Genomic DNA, 19,811 nt, shown 5'->3' with positions numbered 1-19,811 from the left:
ATTACCGTTCTAAGGCAAAAACGAATTTGATTTTAAAGTAGGTATCAATTTAATAAAAAAATTATATTAAAATCAGTGTGGTTTTAATATAGCGTTTTAATGACAACATCAAAAATAGCCAACGGCCGTTGAAAATATTTAGATACTGCCTTAAAAATAAGCGCGTTTTTAAAGACAGTATCTATAGTGTATATTTTTTGAGTCACCTGAATCATGATTTAGTATGGCTGGTCCCATCGACACAAGTGCAAGTACCACTTTTAGTGGTAATATCAATGATACAAGACTTCATGCCCTGATGTGCTTGACAAAAACGACCACATTTTCCTTGTTGGGTGGTATGACACATCTTTGTTTGATCTGCTACAGCTAAAATAGGACTAAAGTACAGGGTAAAGCTAAGCACAGCAATTAACGGTTTAATAAACATTTTTTCCTCCTGAATAAATATTAATCATCATTATTATAGTGGATTAATCATTTTAAGGGATATCTGATATTACAAATGCATTCTCTAATACGGCTGGTTGAATCGTCAAGAAGCACCACCAGACGGGGGACGTTTGATATGGTCGTACGTATAGAACATGATGGGAAAGGCACTGCCCACTTACTGCTCAGCGCAGTGTTAGGCTTAAAGAGAGAACTTAAAATAGCTGTATTCGACTCCTGTGGCATTGCTTCCGTACGGGGTGTCACCAAAAGGAGTGAGAGCTGCGAGACAGCAGATGTTTACAATAGGCAATTTCTTGTCAAAGTTGAACTTGGAATTATGTGATGCAAGGTTGGCACTTCAATCAATTTGAATCGACTTTGATCAAAAAGCGCCTGTTGCTCCCAATAATTGAGAAAATTTATAAGTGATTTATATTGTGTAGGATCTGTATCTCGTACGTTTTGGTAATCTCTTTGGCAAGAATATCTGCATAACGTTCTGAGACATCGGTGAAGCCATCGAGGCATGCAATGGCGGGATCATTGAGAAAATGCCGTACTACAAGTATCGCCGATTCAGACAGTTGGGAGGCAATTCGTTCAAGGTAGTTCCTTGCCATTGCCTGTGGAAAATAAGAGGGAGCATTTGAGAAAGAAATAAATCCATTTTTGGTTTTACTCTTTTCTATAACGGAAATAATATCGTCTTGAACATAACTGATCTGAGTTGTTAACAGCGCCTCTTTTGCTTTCTGAAACAGGAGTGGATCACATTCTGCTGGAAGTGCTTCGGGAAACATAATTTTTCCATAAAAAATCAATTGTAGGATGTAATTTTCTCTAGCCAAGGTATTGAAAAACATCTCGTCAAAAATCTTTTTATAAAGCTGATAAAAACTGATGTTTGGGTCGACTTGCGGGAATATATTGGGTTTTACTTTCCAGGTGATTCGCATCAACATAGCATAAATTCGCAAAAAGCAGTGCCACGCTTTTTGGGGAAATTGCTGAGCATAATAAGCTTTTTGTTCTTCCAACGTGACACAATCAAAAATTTTTAAGCCCTTTTTTCCTACGAATTTCTGGATAAATAGGCTAAATTTGCGCACGCTTTGTTCCCACTTTCCAGAATAAAGAAGTGGTTTCCAGGACGTGTTGCTAAATAAATTTAAAAAAAAGTCCTTAGCGGTGGGACTCAAAGTCACTAATTTCTTAAAAAGAGCTTCCCTATTTTGCGCAGAATCGCTGGCACTGGGGTAACCAAAAAATTGAATGAACTCGTCGTGACTCAAGTGTCGTACACTTTCTACTCTTAATTCAGTCAGGTACAGCTGTTCCACAGAAAGATCGACACAAACAAGTTCTTTAGGTGACTTGGTTAGTAGCGGCACAATTCTGCTGCCACTGCCTGCAATCGCGATGACTCGTTCCGTATTATCAGGAAGAAGCTCTGCTTCAACGAGCGAATCCTCATTAGTTAATGTGTATACCAACCCGTTAAAATGTGCTTGTCCCATAAATTTATTTTTCCGCATCGTTTAAAGATCACTGGTCAATATCCAATCCCAGTTTTTTAGTTTTTTCCCATGATTCAGTAAGGTGATTGTAGACGAAGGAACAAGCTGCATCTGTTCCAGTTCTGCGACTAGAGGATCTGTTGATACAGCACAAAACATGTGGATATGACCCTCTTGAGGTTCACGTTCATGTCCATTTGTTTCTCCAAGATAGCCAAACTGAGCATGCAAAACCGGAATTCTACTTTGATCGTGCGTCAGAATCAGATCTTTGATTCCTTCCAGTGAGAGAAATCGTACTGCTCCTCGATGCTGCTCTAAAAGGGGCTGAGCTTTTTGCATGGCAACGTGATCTAAGGAAAATAGGTTAATCTGAGTATCTGCTCTTACGGGTACCCACTTAAACCGCTGAGAAAGTTTTTTGATTCGATTACCACCTGAAGCAGGGTTCATCGAAATACCAAAACCATTCCAACAAGTTAGGAAGTGTCGCAAATAAATTTGGTACGCCATCTTAATAGGTAAGTGCCGACCACGATAATCCGGATGAATTTTCAGATCGCCATAGTACCAAATTTTTTTTAAACCCATATGGGATGGAAGCGTTCTCAAAACAGTTGCAACTACTCCAGCAACCCGATCTTTGTCGACGAGTACGTAATAATAGAGTGTTCCTAGGCGCTCAAAAAAAGCAAAATAGTCTTCACCATGATCAATTTTAAAAAAATGCGCTCCGTAAGGATAAGTCACTTCACGCTCTAAATCGAGGATTTGTTCGAGATAAAGCGTTTTATTTTCGGGAGTTAAACGCACTAATTTCATAGTTAATTAAGCCTCTTGTACTTGCTTTTCCTCTTTCGCAAAGTGATGATTTGCAAAACCTCCCTGAAGCCAACGTCTGCTGCGTGCACGAAAAAGTCCTTCATATAATCCATTAAAAAGTGTGGCTCCCAAACGTAGTCCTTGCGCAATCGCATCGCGTGTTTGAAGATCTGTATTCCAGGCTGTTCGCAGAATGGCAAAGAAGTCTTCTGCGTGTTTAATATCTAATTTTTCATGAAGGTCATAATGAATGAGCTGGCTGGAAGTGATCCATCCCCGTTCGACCACGCTACGTCCGATAAAAAACGAAATATCAGAAAACATTCTTTCGATGATTCCCATTGTACCAACCCCAATCAAATAGTTATCGGAGTTGCATACGCCTTCAAGCGTTGAATTAAAAATTCGCAATTCTGGCCATAAGACACGTGACTGTACCTCTGCAAAAGTACATCCATCTAATCGCTGCAGAAAAGTCAGAAAGGTGAATTTATGAAATCGCTCACTATCTCCTTCACCATGTTCCTCCCATACATTTCTCAAAATTCCAAGTCTTTGTTCGGGGCAAGGAATCTTGGATACCAAGGCAGCCATGGGGCGGGCAAAAAATTCAACAGCAGAATAAAATTGGATTTGTGTTTCGACAAAATCACTTTTATCAAAAGTCCCGTTATGCAGATGTACAAAATAAGGATTATTCAAATAATTGGTTTCGCGGAGAATTTGTTCGATTAACTGATTCATATTTATCCTACTTTTACGGCACAATTGATTTGTGAATAAAATAAACTTCGATCGCTTGCTAGTAATTCAGCGCTTTCCTCGCGTAAAAGCTCAAAATGACCAGAAAAGTATTGCATAAAATCTTTTTGGTTATTGAGCTGACGTGTCAGCAATCGTGCTCCGGGTTTCATTTCACGATTGAGGCGATTTGCGAGGCTCTCAATTTTGTCCTCATCCATCCAATCAAAAATATTAGAAAGGTTTACCAGATCAAATGAGTGAAAATTTTCGACCTTATCAATCGTATTATTAATAAACTCAAAGCGATATTCTGGTGCTGGAGCCAAGAGGTAATAAGGAAGGCAAATCTCTTGGTCGACATAATGTCCCAAAAATATATGATGAATGAAATAGTTGCGATACCTGTTTTCTTTTTCTAGCCCGTGCTCGATAACCTTCCTGAAATATTGTGGATAGGAACCTTTGGGCGCATGTTGCACTGCCTCAGGCCCAAACATGGCTTCGAGAAAATTGTGATGAAAAAACAAATCAAAGGCAACCTGCCAATATTTGTGTTCAAACAGCATGCTTCTCACACGAGAGGCATGATTTAAAGGTTGGGTCAGAAGATCCTTCAATTCTTCGGCATTCAAAATAAACTCAGTAATAAAGTTTCTGAACGAACGGAACAGAGATTCAAAATTTCCACCCTCATTGAGGCCAGACAAAGCATTATTTTCTACATTAAAAGACGCTTTTCTTTCTGTCGCAGACGCTTTTTTTAAGGTGTGCATTTTTTCTTGTATTAATTGAATTTGCGCAGGATTAGGATCGACTAAAGTGAACTTCAGATGAGGAAAGTAAGCTTGTAATGAAAGTGCAGTACAACCTCCTGACGCAATGAGTAAAACCTCCTTTGCATTTGAGGAGAGAATGACTTTTCTCTCAATTTCAGGATCTTCTCTAACTACTGAAAATTGAAGGGGATTACGTTTGACCATACTTGAGCTATAGCCTCCATATTGATCGATTGAGTGACAAATAATTCGCCAGGCTGAGCATTGTATATATCAAGAACACTTCTGTCAATAAACGAATTTTTTTTCTAACTCATTGAATTTATGTTAATTTATTTCTGCCATTTCCACACGGACGGGAATTCATCTCTAAATGGTTCGCTGTAGCTCAATCGCTTGATCATATGGAGTATTAATGTCTACACCATAGGTATCTTGTCCAAATTTTCTTAGAGTCTCCCAGGAAGTTGGAAATTTATGGGGATCAAAGATGTGGAAGAAACGATATATCATTGAGCCGCGGATTATTTCACCTTTGTCATTGGTTGTTATATCGAAATGAAGTTGCAACGGCGTTTTAAATTGCTCTACTCGTGCTAAAAAGTCTTTTAATGACCCAGCTTCTTTAGTGTAGGTGACGAGGGATTTTTTAAGCGCTTTCCAATTATCTTGCTGTTGCTCAGTTCTGGCTTTGGTTAAATCAGCCTCGAATTGTATGGGGTCAAAGTGATTTGTTTCTATAGCTGATTTAGCTTCGCCAGATTCAGGTACTACAACTGGTGGCGATTCTTTTTTCAAAGCCACTCGCCCAATTTTTCCTATGTCCGGTAAACCAGAATAGGGGATAGGCTTTTCTCCTGATAAAACAAGTTCTAGGTTTCTGAATTGATGAAATGCTTTGTGTAATCTTATTTGTTCTTCTTTGCTTCGATAGGTAATATTTTTTAAAAAGTCATTTTCCTCTTTATACATTTTAAGCAAATAAGTATCATAACCCAAACTATGGTGATTAAAGATTTTATCAACGATTTTTCTGGCATACTCTGCTGCGGTAAGTTCTATGCTAGAGCATACTTGTTTCGTCCTATAAGATGATGCCTCCCTTTCCTCCTTAGTTTGAGTAAATGTAGCTTTAACTTTAGGGTCTGCTCCATTTGCGACTAAGGCTTGAATGATTGCAAGATGCTTATTCATCGATAGAACCGGGTCATCTATTGCTTGCGCCATATTTTCAACATAGAAGTGCAATACAGACATGTTTTGTGCGTATACTTCTCCTATACTATAAGAAGACTCTTTGAAGGGGGCTACAAGAGGCTGACCGTTAATCGTTTTATTAAATTCTAAGCCCTTCTCTTTGAGTTTGGGTAAGAGTTTTAGAATATCCAATTGCCACAATCGATTTTCGCTGCGATCAAATAATTGAAAGAGCAAATAATTGGGTTTAATTTGCGCCTGATGATTTAAAGTTTTTGCATCTGCTTTATCTAAAAAGTTAGCAAACAGTTTGGGATACCCGTTCATCATTGCGAGCATCAAGGGCGTATAACCATTAGTGTTGGTCGCATAGTGAGATGCACCATGTTGGAAGAGTAAATCAAGAACAGCCAATATTGCCTCTTCTTTGACATTCTCGATAAAAATTCCAGCTGTGATTGCTTGTATGATTGCGGGTGCGCTATTCGAATCCAATGTTTTGGGGCTGGCTCCCAATCTCAGTAAGTATTCTAATATCTCGAGCGAGTTTTTCTGGCCCTTAAGTACGGCGTGGATCGCTGGACGAAGAATACTCAAGTGCCTAATATCACCTGCTTTTTGGACATTACCAGCCGCATATAATACCTCTTGAACCAAATCCATACGGCCTGCTGCAATTGCTACGTGTATGGGTAATTCATTGACATACTGTTTTTGGGGAATTAAATTGGCTTGTTTAAATTTTTCAAACAACGGTTCATGACTAGTGAGTTTGTTCCAGGTGAATAGAGGGCTTTCTTTATCTGTTGTCAGCCATTCAAATAGTGGTGCCGTTTCCTTGCTAGAAAATCGTTCAAAATAATTCTTTGCGAGAAGATCTACCGCAGATGGCATGTCAGGTTTTGGCTTAAAAAATGGATCTGCACCAAGGCGTATTAGAGATTGAAACGCTGGTAGAGAGGCTGCGTCTATTGTGGCTTCAAGGGGGGTATGTACAGAATAAGAATGCTCATAGAATAGATCCAGTGTCTTGTATTTTTTTAGGACTTTCCCAGCTCGGCTGGCGATCTCTTTTAATTGCCTCGCTATATCTTTATCTTTTTTATGTTTAATACCTACAATCGCTTGCATTAATTCTTTTCTGGACATGAGTGTTCCTAATCCTTAAGTTAATAAAAAAGTTAGAGATTAATCAGTAGTCTTAACAGGGAAATCAATTTTTTAATATTGATGTACACTTTATCATCAATGGTGGGAAGGCTCAACGACAGTGGATTTATGCCTCACAGCATGTTGTCTGCCTAGAAAAGCTCATGCTTTTGATAAGCAACGCATTTTCGGGCACGCATACGATTAGGGGAATAGATCGTGGGTTTACTGATTAGCTACCATTCGTAATCTTTATAGCAAGGGTACTTGGAGGGTATTCCGTTTTTTCTCGCATGTCTTGCAGACTTTTAAAGAAATTAAAAGTCCAATTATTATCTTGATAAGACGCAGTGCAGCGTCCAGACGTTGTCCCTGCATCTCGTTCAAGAAATCCTTTGGCGGTATCCGAATCTGCGATATTAACCAGGGCATGAATTGGATTGGATGCATCCTTCTTAACAAGGCAAACGCCTTCATTTAAACCTACATCCTTAAAATCACAATTAACAATATTATATTTTGTGCTGCTGCCCAGTGCACGAACAAGTAATTGAATATCAGCAACTTGGGTGCTTACGCTAATTTCAAAGATCGCTTTTTCCTTATTGTAGGAGATGCTGACATTCTTGCTATTTAATGTTTTATCATGTTTTTGTATTAGCTTTAAAATTGCTTTTTTTTCATTGATGTCATTAGTTTTTTTCCCAGTACATGATAATGAAATGAGATACTTCACGTTCTGTTTTGTTTTGGGTTCTAATTCCGATTTAAAATCGGTCACTGCATCTTGCATCGCAACTACATGCTCTGCTGAAGCCAAACAGGAAACGGGTAATTTTGGCGCTTTTGTAACTCTTGAAATAAGAAAATGCTCTTTATCTACCTTTGTTTTCTTTACCATAGAAGCATTGATTTCGACTTTTTTCCCCTCGAAGAGATACGCTGAATAGCCTGATTCTCGGCTTGTACTGGCAGGGGTGGTTGAATGCCTCTTCATAAAGTCATCGATTTTTTTTTGTTCACCCTCGTCTTCTATGGGAGTAATTTTCCTTCTAATTTCTCTGTAGTAGTGCTGTTCACGTTTTTCTAAATCAAGCCTTCTCTTCAAGATACCATTACTCCAAATTACATAATGAACAATATTTGATCAGCATTGTAATGGAATAAGATTAAGAAATTATTAACAGAAAATTTTTTAAAAGTCCGGATTAGGCGGGGCTGTAATCCGGACATGGTGCCTATAAAAAAGCTTATGGCCTTAAGAATCGCTCTACTGCACCAAAACTATATTGTATTTTTTTTTGTAAACTCTTTTTCTAAAACTGCATCACTTTTGCTTTTTTCACTCTTAAACAGAGAATAATATTTTCTTGCTTTTGTCGAAGAGGTCCACGCATCTTCTTTATCCTGGCCTAACTGTAAAAAAGCACTTTTAGCTTCTAGATATTTCCCATTTTTTTGTGCTTTTTCTATAACTGCCAATTGTTCGGCTACAGTTTCTGGAATTGCCCTTTCTTTACCACGCACTTTTACTGTATGGGCATTCCATTGAAAACCAACCTGCCAATCGTTAGCAAGCAGATACTGTTTCGCTTTATCCAAAAAGAGTTTGGCTTTATATTCTTCGGATGCTTCAATTGTATTTGTGTAACGAGTTACTTGCTCCAGTAGGGCAGAAATTTTTGGAAGATAATCACCATCAGGCTTTTCTTTTAAATTGAGTGCTCTATTTTGGTATGGAGCAATTTGGGCTAAGTCAGAACATATAGCTTTCACAACGGGCAATGCGTCATAGGTTCTGATGACGTTTAACTTGTCTTTTTTGTTAGGATCCATTTTGACTAGACGTTCTTCAACAAACGCTAAAATTGATTCTAAAGAAGGAGCTACCGAATCCCAGGCATTCTCATTAATACGACTCTTAATCACCTCTTCCAACTGTTGCATAACAAACAGTTCGTATTGCTCCGCTATAAACCCTTTATTAAAAAGATCTATTGCTTGCAGAGTCGGATGAATCGCTTGCAGATAAACATGAGGTTTTTCTGTTATAGATTCTATATAAACTTGTGAGCGGGTTTTATCATGATCTACTTGGAACTGTACTTGTGCTCCCTCTATCTTCAACTGATCGATATGTCCGTCGGCTATGTTTTGAATCATTAAGTTGAGTAGCTTTGCTTCAGAACTTAAGAACGTTGGTGACACGCCGCGTGAAAATTTCGCATCTCTTGCGATAATTTTATCGGCCTGTCCCTGCAGCTTGGTTAACTCCTCTTGAAATTGCAGAAGCGGAGGAGGAGAGGTGATGAGTTCTTTAAGCTTTTGATGCATTGCTTTTAAAGCTTGGTCCGTGCCGCGATAATAGCCTGTCACAAAATCATCTTGTAATGCTTTGGGTAATTGGGCGAAGCGCTCAATGGCCGCCTCAAAAAATTGCTCCATATAGCTTTTCTGGTCTGCTTCCTCTGAACTTAGCTCGTGTAATTTGGCCAGTATCGTGGACATGCTTACATGCAATACAATGGGAGTATGCCGAAATTCTTGTTTTGCAAAATCAGGAATGGTGTTTAAGTAGGCCTTCAATGTTTTATTGATAGCTTTGGGGCCATACGCTTTAGGGGAATGGGTTTTGTCGTCGTTTAAGTATGCGATGACACCATTATAGGCACCTATCTCATAATTCAAATCAACCATGTAGCGCGATGAGTCTTGCTCGTGCTCATTTAACTTAATTGGTCGATAATTACTGTGTTGACGCGCTTGATCTACAAGATCTTGGTCCGCTTCAAAGAATACGATATCTTCTTCTTTTAAAACAGCACTGAGTTCATACTCTGATTTTTGGACAGCAAGTCTTTCTTGATAAAATGCGTCGATTTGTGAGACATACCTTCTAAAATATTCTCGACCGACATTAATTCTTTGTATCGCTTCAGCTAATTCCTGGAGAACAGTATATTTTTTCTGCAGAACCTCAGGTTTATGAGCATCAAAGATAAGATCTTTTAATATGGTTTGTAATGAAGGTTTAGGGTTTGTAAGCGACTTAGATTGCATGATGATTTTTGCTAATTTAAATAGCTCAGCCCAAATTGCTGCTCTTTCTATAAAATCAGGAATCTTTATGTTCTTTGTTAACTCAGGGTTTTTAAAATCCTTTAAAATGCCCCCTTCAACTGCATGATAATAACTGTCCAGGTCTTTAAACCCATGAGAATGTCTAATGACGTCTAAATTTAAGAGTTTATTTGAAGTTAATCTCAGTGCAACGGATTTTTCTTTTAAAGAAACAACTTCTGATTGTAATTTCCTAATCGTTGCTTCTAATCGTTCCTTTTTTTCCTGATCTGCTTTTTGTGTCAGGTCTACAGGTATTTGGCTTTTGAGGCGTTCAATTTCTTGTTGCAATGCAGCAACTTTGTTTTGAAAATATTTAACTACGGTTTCTTTTTCTTGGCGTAAAGGAACAGCGTTTAAAAAAGTCAACATATTCGAAATGTCAATCTTTGTTTCTTGCGCTATGATGGTTTTTAATTTGGTGATGAGCGCTTGTTCCTCAGCCAATAGGGATGGACTATGATTGGTGGTGAGAACTACTTCTATATGATGTGCATTAGCATATTGTAGAACATGGATTAGTTCTCTTACTCGTTTTTGCTCGTTGATGCTCAAATCAGTGAGTACATCATCTATGTCAAATATAATAAGCTTGGGAGGTTTAGGAGGGGCAACCTTTCTAGGTATGTTTTTTTCAATACGCGATTCAAAATAATCAATTTCATCTAGAGTTGTTTGAGAAGCCCCAGCTTTTATGGCTTTAATTCTTAAAAGATTTTCTAGCGATTTACTGTATTTTTGTGCGGCTGATTCAAGTAGAAGTCTGTCTTTCGCATCGGGATCAACAACTTTGTTGATGCGCGTTTCTATTTGTTCCATCCATTGAGTCATCAACACATTTTGTTCATCACTGTTCAGATATTCTGATTTCAATGCGGCAAAGCGTTTTTTTAATTCCTTAAACTCAGGAGTTCCTAATTGAGCGTGTTTCTCTAAACGCAGGAAATCTTTCTCTAAATTTTCAAGCTGTGCTCTAAGAGCATTTGTCATAGTAATGAGAAGTGGAACATGTTTTGCAACCAATTGCATCACTTCTCGTCGTGCTTTCTCGTATTCCTCTGCAGTTGGGAATTCGGGGATTCGACTTAAATCAATTTTTTCTGGTATTGGTCGTTCATAAGTTGCTGCTAAATGAGTAATAGCCTCAAGTAGCTGATTAATCTCTTTAGCATAAAAACCCTTGGCATCCTCACCATAATACTCTCTTGGAAGCTCATTAATTACAGCATCTAATACCGCAAAACCTAAGCTCGCTACAAAATCATTGAGGTGTTGTTTTTTGGCGCTGGCTTGCGAAATGGCTAATTTAAATGGATGGGTGGTGTGTTCTCTGTTTCCTTGGAATAACTTATCCAAAGTTAAGAGTACTCCAGGTACCGCTATGTCATCTGTCTTCGTAAAATTAAATATGGTTTGCAGTGCAATAAATTGTTTTTTCAACATATTCCACTGTTGTGGGCTCAGTTCATTAGTAACACTTAATTGACCTAATTGCTGATAAATCAGGTGCATTTTGGTAATAATTGGTGCTGGTTCTACTTCAAACTGCTCATAACCTAAAAGAAGTAATTGTTCTATGACTTTGCTGCGTTGTATTAACTCAGCATCAAGCGCTTCATAATCATCAATTTCTACTTTTTCTAATAGCTCGATACGTTGTTTACAGCGTTCGTATTCTTTTCTTAAATTTTCAAACGATGATTTTGTGAATCTTTGCGGATCGTGTTGGGTAATTGCAGTCAATATATCAGTCAGTTTTCTAGCAACATTGTTTTTTACATCAATGCAAACTAATAACCGGTCTTCCTTCGGACAATTTCTTAAATAGGCATCTTGTAGACGTGCAACAAATAAAGATCCATATTTTGTTAATTGTTCTCGCTCTTCTCGGGTTTGCTCAGCAGCAGCAGCAGTTGCAATTAAAGCTAATTCTCGACAAATTCCCTGATAGCCTCCTCTTTGAGACTGTAAGTCAAAAAATAACTCTAACTCATTAAGGTCTCGCTGTTCATTAAATATGTGTAGTAAGAACTCGGTAGCGTTTTTAATCGAAGTGAATGAAGTTCTAGTCGATGAGCGAGCAATAATTGGGTTTTGGCAAACTGCTCTAACCCAGGCGTCTAATTGCCCAGAGGGAGTTGAACTTAAGTCTTGATGTTTTTTCAGCAAGTCGAAAAGAGCGGGGTGCTCTTCTTTAACTAATTTTTTAGATGTGCCAATCTGCTGAAGACACTTATCTATTTCTTGTTTTAATAAAGTACTATAAATGACATAAAGCTCGAGATTTTCTGCGTCGAGAGAGGCAACTTCAGCGCTCTCTGTACTCATCTGTGCGATTAGTTCTGCATGATTTGCTTGTTTGTATTGCGGATTCAATGAGGCCAATAGATAGGCGATTTGCTTGCTACATCCTTTTCCATCTCGGCAATGCGTGTGAATATTTTGTCCAAGAGCAGCGGTCATACCTATTTTTTGGACATAGGCTAATTCTTCTGGAGTTAACTTCAAGGGTTGTTGATCTTGAATAGGAAAATGATGTACTTGGATGGGCTTATTGCCATTGATACTGATTTCATAAGTTATGAATCGACCTACTTTTGCAATTGGATGCGAAGTAATATGAATGTCTTTAAGCTCAGGAATATTAGGAAGCTTTACGCGTCCAGAGGCATCAGGTATGAAATAGTTAATAAAATCATTATCTGAACCTTCTTGCATCGAAGCATAGGGACGCACGCTCCCCATAGCAAAAACATGAGTCACGTTATTGGCGAGTAAGTTATTTAAATATCTGGCGATATCTCGCTGTGCTTCGTAAAGTTCTGGATGCTCGGAAGGGGTAAGTGACCTGGCTGCAGAGGGGCCTGGTGAAATAGAAATGTTGATGTCTTTAAATTTAAAATAGCCCATTCCTAGCAATTGCTTGGCGGGGGTAGCAAGCTCCATGCCTAAGGGATTAGTCAGTTTAAACTCTTTAGATGCTGTCCCAAATTCAGCAAAACACGCTTTAGCTAATCCCCGTGCAGGTGGATGAGACTGAAGGTACGCGAGTTCTGTTTTTAATGCTTCTTTTCTGCTGCGTACGCTTGGACCTCCATTTTCTAAGGTTTGAAGTTCAGCTTCGAGCATCATCGCTTTGTTATTGTTTTCGTAAGTGAGGTCTTGGATTACAGAACTAATAACCGATTCAAAAATGATCATTTCTCGAAATGAGAGGTGGCTAAGGCCATAAGATTCCAAGCGCGTTTTTATTTTACTCTCTTCAAACTGGATCTCATATTGTGCTGCAATGGCTTTATTTAAAGAACCGTCTGCCTTAAATACGCCATAGGTATCAAGCTCACGTAACGATGCGAACTGATGTGTTCCGAATGCACTTTTTATTTTGGCAATTTCTTTGTCAAGAACAACCTTGTCTATCTTAACTGGATTTGCGAGTTGTTTACCTAATTGCAGCAAAAACTCACGTTTATCTGCTTCTGCAAACGGAAGATCGCCTCGTTCAACTTCTGCGCGTGCGGCTAGCGGCGCTAAGGGGCTGGCTTCTAATAACGTGGATATTCTACGACTTTCATGACGTAACACGTCTCCCTTATTACCCTGGCTATCCAGCACCGTGATCAGATCTTGATTGTAAACAGCACCTGGCGCACCAAGCGCTTTCATTTTTCTATGGCTATAAGCGCAGGTGAAATCACCACAAGCATAACCATCTCGTTGTGGATGAATTGGGCCTGAGGTTGTAATCGTTATTTGATTCTCTTTTATGCCACATTTTTTTAACAAAGCCAGAGACATATCTCTAAGTGCATCTGCGCCACTGGGTCCAAACGGGTCAAATAGTTCAAGCTGGTAGTTTTCGCCATCATTGGGTTTGGTTAAATAAAAGCCACGCCAATGTCCAGGACCAATTGGAATAAAAATATGTTTAATTTTTTTATCACCAAGGGCTGTGACTAACCCTTCTTGCACTGCGTCAATGGAGCCTGAGTCGAAACGGTTGACTATGCCCAGTACTTCGATATTGCCGTAAGACTGGGGCATTAACAAGGTCATATCATGGTCTTGTAATTGATCGTGTAAACTGCGTCGATGAACAAATATTCGATCGTAAGAGCCTTGGTTACGGTGTTTGCGTTGATTTTCAACTCGTTCGCGGTCAAATATGTCGGTGATCCTAGAATAAATAGAAACAGCAATTTGCTGGAGCGTAGACTCGTCAAAATGGGTTTCGAGTTGTTCACTGATGAAATTAATTACAGCATCACTTTGATGGCCTAAAGGCATATCATTAGCGGCAGAAAAATCATTAATAGCTGTTAAAAGTTGTTGTTTTTTTTTGTTTAATTTACGAAGTTTTTCACAACGTTCCGTTAGCTGTTTTAGACTCTTTTGTTTATACTCTAAACTTAATGCCATTCTACTGTTCCTCTAGGTGTACTTCGTTAGGCTAAAGACGGAGGACGTCCCACATTTGACCTTGTATTCTGAATCTCTTCGGGATATCTGTGTCAATCGCACCTTCTGTTACACAAATAAAGCCCATTAAAAACACATTTTAGCTCACTAATATTAAGGAAATATGAACAACTTATTAAAAAAAATATGGTACATTTTGGGTATTTTAAAGCCAAATAGTTTCCAGGTAAACACTTATGTCAATCAAGATGATTTTGAGGCTTATTACACTCAAGATATCTCTGTGTTTTAATAACAAATATTTGTGCATTTTACAATCTTATTGGCTATTTTTGACTAAACTTAGAGTATGGCTTTCTATATGGATTTAAAATGTCAGCAGGGGCTACTGTTGGCGCCTCTCATATGCTTGAATTATTGGCAGTTGGCGGCAATGTTGCTCTAGAGGCTACAGGAATAGCTGGAAAAGCGCTAGGCATGGTTCCTTCTGCGATGAAATTTTGGAATCAACATTTGAGGGATGATTTAGGGCAATCGTTAGGGCTTCCTAAAGTAGATCAATCTACTTTCTACAAAAATCTCAATCAAAAACAACAGGCCACAACACAAAATTTACTTTTTAACTTTCATTCTATGTTACAAGGACTTGGACCGTCGCAGGCGGAAACGCTGCACAAAGTGGTATTAGGCGATATGTCTTTTTCCAGACGCCCTCCAGGGGTGATTGGTCTGAAACAAACAGGAGAGGCATTACGCGATTTACCTCCTGACAAAAGAGCAGAATTAGTTGAATTATTTAACCAGGCATGTATCCGCTCCCTTGAAAGTTCAAGCACGAAACAATCAGCAAGTTCTTTCTATTTAATCAGTGCGCTAATCGAAGTAGTACGACCTTCGATATTGAGTGAGTTGAAACAAAGATATCTGTCTGCTCATAAAATTACTCCCGAAACACAAAGGTTATTGGAGGCCGCTAATTTTCCAAATAATCTAAGGCATGCCTATTTATGGAAGCCGGAGTTTTTAGCCATTTGTGACCCCATGAAGCTGCAATTGGAAGCACAACGAATAAAAAGTGAAATAATACAAGAAAATGGGAATGGAAATTTGTTTACTGATGCAGAAATAGAGCAGGTTAACGAAGAAATGAGGGATTATATTGGCCAAGAGCCTGCCGTCTATAGTCATGTTGAAAAACAAAAATATGGTGATTTAGCAAAAAGTAAAATTTTTGCGAGGATGGATCCTTTTTCTGTTCTGGCAGATAGTGCCGTAAAATATGCACATTTTATAGGGGAAATGAGGCGAAATGAGGAGAATCCGGATCCTCATGCAACTACTGATCTCAAATTTCATAGGATTCTTGAATTTCTTAATACCTGTGATCCAAATAGTTCATTGGCAAAAGAAGTCGATGCGATTCTAAAAAGCCCAGAAATATCTGGTGCTCTGAACCAAGCATTGAATCAATGTTATCAAAAATCGCTGCAGCATGTTTACGAGGGGTTGGCCCCATCTCTGGCTGAGGGAGAGGATTTAAGTCAATTACCTGAAGTAGCAGGTATTTCTTCACTGCCTGAAAATCCAGATGGGCCACTAAAAAGAGCAGACGCCCTCAAATTTTATAACGACCATTTAAACCATCCTGATAAGATAGGGCAAGTGATGGTTGAATTTAATAAAGAATTAGCAAATTTTAATAATCCAGCGCCTCAGGCCACCCAAGCAGTGAGTATGGCAAAGGTAGCCATCCTCATGGGGATGTTAGATCCACAAAAAGACATTAAAGAAGTTGAAGCGTATAAAAACATACTTATTGAGATGAGAGCGAGTTTGCAGCGAAAAATTAGCGAAATGCCAAATAATCGCGCACTTTCGGAGGCGTTTGAATTCGCGCAACGTGTATTAGATGAAATGACAATTGCAAGTTTCATGAGTAGAGGTCAGCGCCTTGAGCACGACGATAAAACGAAAGGCAAAGCCAGTACCTTCACTAGTTTTATGTCTAAGGATGCAAGTACTGTTGGAATCATTGCTCCTCCTTCTGCCGTTGTGACAGGACCCGTTGCTGCTGCTTTTGGTGGCTTAAGTGCATTAATTAATGCGCTAAAATATACTCCAGATAGCGCCAATGTCCGTGAATTATCCTCCATACTCTTAAACTCCAAAGAGCATTCCGACAGTTGTTATGAAGAAGCCATGGAGAAACTCAATGTCACAATCGGTGTCATCAAATCTCATCAGCTTAAAATAAAAAGCATATTGGCGAGTCATCCCCTTACTGAAAACCCAGAAGCATTGCGATGCATTGAAACTATTCTTGAAGCCTCTAAGGCTGGACTGACCTGCTTGGAAGTTGCAAAAAATCATTTGGAATTAAATATTGGCGAGTTCAAGCCAGAAGACTCTCAACCGGAACAAATTGTGCAGCGGGCTATTGCTTATGAAGCAGCAATTAAGTCGGTTTTAAGTGATGCGGTGCAAACACACGAAGGTATTTCTACGGCGATTGATACGGAAATGAGAAAGCTCGAAGAATTAATTAAGCCTAAGTACGATGATTCACCCGCTTTAATGCATGTTTAGCTTACCGATTTATCCGTCCTCAACCAGTCCCCAGAGTTATTTTAGTTTCATTGCATTTGTTTTTTTGTTTTCTGAGTCATCATTCTTTATTTTTTTTGACATTTTATAATGCAATTTTTCTAATTGATCCTGACTGTTTGGATTTGCGTAAAATGTTGCATGTCCTACTGTCTTGTAGTGAATATAATGAGCAGCACCAAATGTAATCCCTGCAATAAAATTAACAACTCCTTTCAATAGATAGCGAGTAACTTTCGATGCGGGACTTCTATCTTTACCTAAAACATCTCGACAGTACGTATCCTTTGCTAAAGTTAGACTGTCAATTAGAGTTTTTTCCTGACTTGCATCTTTTGATGGGCTCTTATGAAAAGCCTCCAAGGCTTGGAAGCATGCAGGGAAATATAATTTTGCATGTTCTACCGCACTCTGATGTTTTTTTGCATCATTTTTTAAATTAGATAAGATATCTTTTACTGTGGTGTTGATTTTTTCTACGCTGGTGCAAAATTTTTTATTATTAACCATTAACTGTATTTGTTCGGTTGTGAGTGTTTCTCCCCCCAAGTCTAATATCGATGTCAGAGCTTTGTTTGATAATTGAGTATGATGTTGGATTATTGTTTTTCTAATCAATTCGTTATCTGATAGCAGATGCAAATGTTTCGAGGTTAATGGGATACTTTTATCCATTAAGAGTTGGACGACGTTAAAAAACTCGTTTGGTGCTTTAACTTGATAGGTATCAATGATTTTTTGACGAGACTCAAAATAAGACTTTGCAATGTTATTACTATATTGCCTTCCTTTTAATGCATCACATTGTTTCATTAAATTATGTAATGTAAACAATAAGGCTAAGGTATCTGATTCGCTTATATTAGGTAAAGTAATTAAGACATTATTGGCCAGTGCGGTTACGATAACCTGTTCAGAGATTGAAAGATTTTTGGCATTTTGAGCGTGGGTAATCAGCAAGTTGAGAGCATCTTGAGGTTCAAAGTGATGCGCCAGATATATTTGTGCTGCTTGAATGAGACAATCCAAAGCATCGGATGCATCAGGACTAAGTCTTATTTGATCAACAACTCGGGCTAATGCCGTACCAAAATGTCCAAAACTATCTCTGGTATCGATAACGCCTTTTGAAGCGTCTCTTAGCTCTGCTTGTGTTGAGGTAACAAAATAAAGTTCATTTAGATTGGATAACATGTCCTTATGCTTTACAACCTTTTTAGAAGCAAGCGAGGTTTGGGTTAAAATATTTCTTAATAAAGCACCATTACTAAAATGTTGTTCTTTAATCTCTTCTAAGGTATCGCCACAAATTGAACTGATATAAGCTCCAACGCGAAGATCTAAATGCTGTGCATAGTCTTCCTGAGAACGTTTCTGCATCTCACTGATTGCATTGCTACCAAATTGATCTTTTGAACAAATAGCCATCATTCGCCCATACTGAGCTTGATCCGTATGCATCATCCCAAATTTTTGGTGGCTTTCATGAATAATGATGGATAACTTTCCTTCATTGACTAATTTTTGCACCTCCGGCTCTAAATGCATATTTTTATACAGAGCTGTAGTGGCATCAACAATCAAAGTGGCAGGTTCTTTTCTTTTGGCGGCGATAATATTTCGTTTTACAAACTTATTAATATCAATTCCAGGTGTTAGACCCTCTGGATTTACTATAGGACCAGCTGATAACACAAAAATATCCGCATCCGAATCACTTGTTGTTCGAGTGACATAATCAAATTCAAAATAGCTCGGTTTAAATACTTTGACTAATGGCGGATTTCCTGATGACGTTTTCATTGTCAATGCTAGCTTCATTGCTTGCATATACGCATTAGTGCCAGACATTGCGGGGCATGCCATAAACGTGACTTTGTCCATTGCAGCGCTATCTATTGATAAAGCATTATCTAACGTGTGCTGCGATTCACTAAGAAAATCATTGAAACCTTGTTCCAAATCTTCTGTTCCCTTCTGCTCTAGCAGGGAAAGACTAATCTCATGAATCGTTGCGTATACGGAAAAGGCAAACTTAGGATAATCGTATTCGTAAAACGTATTTGCCATGTCTACCATACAGGCGATGCGTTGTATCGCTTCAGGTTTTATATTTTTAGGTAGATTTTTTAAAATTTTTTGTAGACATACTGCCAACTTTTGCGTTGGATGGTGAGGATCATGCGCGATGAATGATAATTTTTTGTAAATGCTGCTTGCGATTAATTCTTCAGATGTTTTAGGTAACTTATCATCCAGGGTTATTTCTTGGGGGATAGTAAGTTTGTCTTTCTTTTTTTGAAGGTTAACTGCTATCTCCCAAGGCGATGCAATTAGCCCTGCTGCCCTGAGTACACGAATAATGTGATGATAGCCAGATTTTGGGAGGACGAGAAAACCGACTGAATGATTGTTATCTTCGATAATCCAAGGATGTTCATATGGAAAAAAATTCTTATATATCTCCAAAATGGGCGTATTTTTCAACAAAGTAATAGGCACGAAGGTATATTTGTTCTTTTCGTTTAGATTTATCTTAAATTCGTCTAACAGTTGATCAAGTAAACGACCTGAAAGATTATCATCTCGATGATAAAAAGCGCCTCTATGAATATAGGGATTCTGTATTCGATGTTTAGAGGTTGGATTCAATTCTGCAACATGCCTGCCAAACATAATTTCTGACAGTAAGCGATGTTCATTATCCTGATCTATTAGGGAGAGGTAGGTAAAATAAGGGCTTTTTACAACTGATTGCTTTACTTTTCTTTTACGCCAAATTCTTTGGAGAACTGTTATTGAATCTTTTTTTTGTCGCTGACTAGACTCTTCTTGAAGATCATTGCTTCCGACAAGAGATGTTTGCTCGCTTTTTTTAGGCAGACTTAACTTAGCTACATTTTCTTCAATGCAGCGATTTAAATCACGTAATGCGTTATTGACTTCAATTAATTTCATAGTATACAAAGCAAAACATAGTGCTTTATATGTATTTTAATTGATTAAAATTAACTCATTATTAAGTAAG

10 protein-coding genes are annotated in these 19,811 nt (G+C 38.3%); 1 reads left to right on the top strand and 9 read right to left on the bottom strand.

All coding sequences use genetic code 11. The features are described from left to right. Nucleotides 1-211: 211 nt before the first annotated feature. The 8 genes from Lste_RS03595 to Lste_RS03555 all read right to left on the bottom strand — a co-directional run bounded on the left by Lste_RS03595 (nucleotide 212) and on the right by Lste_RS03555 (nucleotide 14,179). Nucleotides 212-430 carry a hypothetical protein gene (locus tag Lste_RS03595; RefSeq protein ID WP_058509723.1) on the bottom strand — a complete coding sequence of 73 codons (219 nt, stop codon included), beginning with the start codon at nucleotides 428-430 and terminating at the stop codon, nucleotides 212-214. A gap of 424 nt (nucleotides 431-854) precedes the next feature. Then, nucleotides 855-1,970, bottom strand: coding sequence for a DUF3419 family protein (locus tag Lste_RS03585; RefSeq protein ID WP_058509721.1), 1,116 nt, complete (start codon nucleotides 1,968-1,970; stop codon nucleotides 855-857). Between the two features lie 3 nt (nucleotides 1,971-1,973). Then, nucleotides 1,974-2,774 carry a hypothetical protein gene (locus tag Lste_RS03580; RefSeq protein ID WP_058509720.1) on the bottom strand — a complete coding sequence of 267 codons (801 nt, stop codon included), beginning with the start codon at nucleotides 2,772-2,774 and terminating at the stop codon, nucleotides 1,974-1,976. 6 nt (nucleotides 2,775-2,780) lie between these two features. Beyond that, a complete protein-coding gene (locus Lste_RS03575) occupies nucleotides 2,781-3,518 on the bottom strand; it encodes an iron-containing redox enzyme family protein (protein ID WP_058509719.1) in 738 nt (245 codons plus the stop codon). A gap of 2 nt (nucleotides 3,519-3,520) precedes the next feature. Beyond that, nucleotides 3,521-4,498: a DUF3419 family protein gene (locus Lste_RS03570; protein ID WP_058509718.1), complete on the bottom strand. Its 978-nt coding sequence runs from the start codon at nucleotides 4,496-4,498 to the stop codon at nucleotides 3,521-3,523. 165 nt (nucleotides 4,499-4,663) lie between these two features. Continuing rightward, nucleotides 4,664-6,640, bottom strand: coding sequence for an ankyrin repeat domain-containing protein (locus Lste_RS03565; protein ID WP_058509717.1), 1,977 nt, complete (start codon nucleotides 6,638-6,640; stop codon nucleotides 4,664-4,666). 232 nt (nucleotides 6,641-6,872) lie between these two features. Continuing rightward, entirely contained in the window at nucleotides 6,873-7,748 is an 876-nt protein-coding gene (locus Lste_RS03560) for a hypothetical protein (RefSeq protein ID WP_058509716.1), read from the bottom strand. A gap of 176 nt (nucleotides 7,749-7,924) precedes the next feature. Then, nucleotides 7,925-14,179: a hypothetical protein gene (locus Lste_RS03555; protein WP_058509715.1), complete on the bottom strand. Its 6,255-nt coding sequence runs from the start codon at nucleotides 14,177-14,179 to the stop codon at nucleotides 7,925-7,927. A gap of 372 nt (nucleotides 14,180-14,551) precedes the next feature. Here Lste_RS03555 and Lste_RS03550 point away from each other — a divergent pair, with 372 nt between their 5' ends. Continuing rightward, nucleotides 14,552-16,765: a hypothetical protein gene (locus tag Lste_RS03550; protein WP_058509714.1), complete on the top strand. Its 2,214-nt coding sequence runs from the start codon at nucleotides 14,552-14,554 to the stop codon at nucleotides 16,763-16,765. A 36-nt stretch (nucleotides 16,766-16,801) separates the two neighbouring features. Here the strand turns inward: Lste_RS03550 and Lste_RS03545 are convergent, their stop codons facing one another. Beyond that, nucleotides 16,802-19,741 carry a hypothetical protein gene (locus Lste_RS03545; protein WP_058509713.1) on the bottom strand — a complete coding sequence of 980 codons (2,940 nt, stop codon included), beginning with the start codon at nucleotides 19,739-19,741 and terminating at the stop codon, nucleotides 16,802-16,804. Nucleotides 19,742-19,811: the final 70 nt, after the last annotated feature.

Origin of the sequence: Legionella steelei (genome assembly GCF_001468005.1) — a bacterium.
Taxonomy (GTDB): domain Bacteria; phylum Pseudomonadota; class Gammaproteobacteria; order Legionellales; family Legionellaceae; genus Legionella; species Legionella steelei.
This window is presented reverse-complemented; position numbering and strand designations above follow the sequence as displayed.